At 62.9% G+C, this 4,105-nt stretch carries 3 protein-coding genes; all 3 read left to right on the top strand.

Going from position 1 to position 4,105, the window contains the following annotated elements; all coding sequences use genetic code 11:
• Positions 1 to 1,659: acyl-CoA dehydrogenase (locus ACLP25_RS01120; protein WP_442467412.1), on the top strand; the 1,659-nt coding region annotated here is incomplete at its 5' end.
• A 90-nt stretch (positions 1,660 to 1,749) separates the two neighbouring features.
• Positions 1,750 to 3,021 carry a TetR/AcrR family transcriptional regulator gene (locus tag ACLP25_RS01115; protein ID WP_442467411.1) on the top strand — a complete coding sequence of 424 codons (1,272 nt, stop codon included), beginning with the start codon at positions 1,750 to 1,752 and terminating at the stop codon, positions 3,019 to 3,021.
• Positions 3,022 to 3,458: 437 nt separating this feature from the next.
• Positions 3,459 to 4,105 (top strand): ABC transporter permease (locus tag ACLP25_RS01110; RefSeq protein WP_442467410.1); only part of this gene is annotated, 647 nt, incomplete at its 3' end.

Raw genomic sequence — 4,105 nt, 5'->3', positions numbered from 1 at the left:
AAGTACTATCATCCGATCGCCGCCGAGTTGGACGCCGACGAGCCTCGGTTCGTCGAAGGCCGGGTGCAAATCATTCCCGGCGTTCGCGAGGCGCTTGGCGCCTACGCCGAGGCGGGGTTTTTCGGCGCCATTTTCGACGAGGACGACGGCGGACTGCAATTGCCGGCGCTTGTTTCGTTGTTTGCGAACGGGATTTTCAGTTGCGCCAATCTGAGCGTATCGAACTACGCATTCCTGACGACGGCCAGCGCCAACATGCTGCGCGCTTTTGGTTCTCGAGAGCAGCGGCGCGTGTTCCTGCCGCCCATGCTCGAGGGGCGTTGGTTCGGCACGATGTGTCTATCCGAGCCTCAGGCCGGGTCGTCGCTTTCCGATATCGTCGCGCGCGCCGAGCCCACGGGCGACGGGAGCTATCGCGTTTCCGGCGCGAAAATTTGGATTTCGGGCGGCGACCATGAATTATCGGAAAACATCATCCACATGGTGCTGGCCAAGATTCCAGGCGGCGCGCCGGGCGTGAGGGGCATTTCGCTTTTCATTGTGCCGCGCTATCGGGTCGGCGACGACGGTGGAATCGGGGAATGGAACCATGTCGGCCTCGGCGGCGTGAACCACAAGATGGGCCAACGCGGCACGGTGAACTGCCTGCTGAATTTTTCGGACGGCGGCGACAGCATAGGCGCGCTGGTCGGGGAGTCTGGCCGGGGTCTGGACTATATGTTCCACATGATGAACGAGGCGCGTATCGGCGTCGGCCACTCGGCGGCCATGTGCGGTCTGGCTGGCTATCTCTATTCGCTGGGCTACGCGCGGGAACGATTGCAGGGGCGGCGTCCCAAAGACAAGGATCCGACCTCGCCACAAGTGCCCATCATCGAACATGCCGACGTCAAGCGCATGCTCCTCGCGCAGAAGGCCGCTGTGGAGGGCGCGATGGCGCTGACCGGATATTGCGCCTATCTGGTCGATGCGCGGGACACGCTGTCGGATTCGGCCGCCTGCGCGGACATCGAGGCTTTGCTGGGGCTTTTGACGCCCGTGGCCAAGAGCTGGCCGTCCGAACATTGTCTGGAAGCCAATAAGCTCGCAATCCAGATTCTGGGCGGATACGGTTATACGCGCGATTATTCCGTCGAGCGCTTCTACCGCGACAATCGCCTCAATCCGATTCATGAAGGCAGTTTCGGCATTCAGGGCATCGATCTGCTGGGTCGCAAGGTGCGGATCGGCGGGGGGGCGGGGCTCGATCTTCTATGCGGGAAAATCGCGGAGACGATAGGCCAAGCCTCCTCGTCGCCGGCATTGCGGCGAGAGGCCAAGCAACTGGATGACGCCGTGGCGCTTCTGCGATTGACGACGCGCGACGTGACGTCCTGTTCGGATAGCAATCGGGGTCTCGCGAACGCCACACTCTATCTCGACGCCTTTGGCCATGTCGTGATCGGCTGGATCTGGCTTTGGCAGGCGGCCGTCGCGGAACGCGCCATGCGGGAAAGTCCGGCTGCGGCGACGGACGGCGCCTTCTATCGCGGCAAGCTGGCGGCCTTCCATTATTTCTTCCGTTACGAATTGCCGAAGACCCTTGCGGTCTTTTCGCTCGTGCGTTCGCTCGACGACACGTGTTCGAGCTTCGATCCGGCCGATTTCATTGCGCGATAGGGCGGATTGCGTGGCGGCGATTGGAGCGCTTGCCAGGCGGGCTCGACGACGGCGTCGGGGCTTGAGGATGAATCATCGTCGTGAGGCGCCATGACCGACGCGGTGCCGTCCCGTCCGGTCCGCGGCCGGGTCGCCAAGCAGATCCGGTCTTTGGAGACGCGCGCCAGCATTTCTGCGGCCGCGGTCACGGTGATCGCTGAAAGAGGAATATCGGGGGTTACGCACCGGTTGGTCGCGGAACGCGCGGGCGTGCCGCTGGCCGCCACCACCTATTACTACGAGAGCAAGTTCGACATTCTTGCGGAAGCGGCCAATGCGAGCATGCAGCTCTATGCCGCCGCTTTCGCAAAGGCGGCCGCGCGCTACCGCGCCAACGAGGGCGACGTCGACAGTTTCCGGGATTTCGCGTTCCGCCTGATCCGCAACGCCGCGGGCGTTCACAAGGCCGGCACCATCGCCTGGGCGGAAATCGCCCTCGACGCCGTTCGCCATCCCGAAAGCCTTGTCCTGGCGCGTAACTGGAGCGCGCATATCAACGCCCTGTGGACCAGCATCGCCGAGGCGTTGGGAGCGCGAGACGCTCGCGCCGTGGCGCGGTCCGGCATCGATACGGTGGCGGGGCTGCTCTTCATGACCATCGCGCTTGGTCTCAGCGAAGCCGAATTGGCATCGATATTTGAATGCGGTGGAGACCCTGTTCAAATTTGGTCCGCGCCTCGCCAGATCGGAGCCTACGAAGCCGGGAGCAGCGAAAAGCTCGGACGCAAGACGCAGGCGACTCGCAGGCGGATCGTCGACGCCGCCATCGACATCCTGATCATCGACGGACCGGCCGCCGTGAATTTCCGGCAAATCGCCAAGCGGGCCGGACTGACTGCCGCCGCGCCCGCCTATCATTTCAAATCCGTCGAGGATCTACTGCGTGTGGCCCAGGAGCGGCTGTTCGGCGAATCCAAGGAGCGCTACCGCCGCGCCGTCGCCGCGCCCGGCCAGCGCGGCGGCGATCTGGAGCAACTGGCCGATCTCACGTCGGTCGTGTTCCTGCGCGAAGCCACGGAGTTCGGGCGCCAGAACCTGGCCACGTTCGCCATCTGGCTGGAAGCGGCGCGCAGGCCGGAATTGCGGCCGTTGGTCTGCGACGCGATCATCGACCAATGTCGCGCGTGGCGGCGCCTCTTGGATCCGCTCTCGACATCCCCGCGACCCGTCAACGGATTGCTGGCGGAGGCGATGTTCGCAGGGAAGCTGGTGCGGATCTTGTCCACCGGCGCCGCCACATCGGACCTCATTTCGGTGCGCCGCGAATTTGCGCAGGATTTGACGTCGCTGGCCGACGGCGGCTTCTGGGCGCTGCAATCGTAAAAATGGTACAGATAGATAAAAATCGTTGACTTCAAACGCGCTCCCCTCATACTGAGGGCCAGCCGGACGAGAAGCCGGGCAGGGGAGGCGGAAAGGGTGGCGTCGCGAAGCGCGCGGACGGCCGGTTTGTTCGAGCGTTTGTGACGGCGTCCACGAAGGACATGTTTCGGACCGAGTGAGAAGGAAGGTCCGGCGCCGAGCGCGCCGCCGCGTCGACAGAGGACACTCGGCCAAAGAATTGTAACGAACGATCCAAATATTTCTGGAACAGCTGATCCAATATGCTAGATTGAAATCAAAAATGGCTCGGGGATCGGGCCCGTGGTCCCGAAGGGAGGAGCTCAGGTGCAGTCTGCTGAGAGTAGCAGCCGATCTCGGCGGCGCCGCATCGAGCCGAATGTCCGCGAGCCGTTTGCTTGGCCGGGTGCGTTACGGTCATGACATCCCTGCGCAACGCAACGTCTGCGAATTTGGCGGGGAGCTTCGGCAAGATTCACTGGAGTCAGGCGACGATCGTCGCCATTCTGGCGTGCGCGATGTTCGTGCTGTTCTCGTTGCTTCTCAACGATTTCTTTACCGCGGGAAATCTCATCACGCTGGTCCGCAATGTCGCGGTGCTCGGCATTCTGGGCGTCGGAATGACCACGGTGATCATCGGCCGCGGCATCGACCTCTCGATGACGCCGATCATGGCGGTCTCGGTTGCGCTGCTTTTCGTTCTCGTCGACCAGGGTGTCTCGACTCCTGTCGCGTTGGCGCTAGCCGCAAGCGCGGCTTTGTTATGCGGCGCGACGAATGGCTATCTGATTGCCTATGTGGAAATCCCGCCGCTTTTTACGACCCTGGCGGTGGGCGGCGTCACCCTCGGTCTCGGACAGTATTTCGTTTTCCGCAACGCCTCGGTCGCGGCGCCCAAAGCCATCGGTTGGTTGTCGGAACTTGGAAGCGGCAAGATTCTCGGCGTTCCCGTCTCGATTTTCTTGCTGTTTGCCGTCGCCGGCGCGACGCATCTGTTCCTCAAGCACACCCATTCCGGCCGCTATCTCTTCGCCATCGGCGACAATCCGAATTCGGCCCGCAACGG

The sequence above is a fragment of the Roseiarcus sp. genome (assembly GCF_052145395.1).
GTDB lineage: Bacteria > Pseudomonadota > Alphaproteobacteria > Rhizobiales > Beijerinckiaceae > Roseiarcus.
Note: the sequence above shows the minus strand (reverse complement) of the source record. Positions and strands in the feature narration are given on the sequence as shown.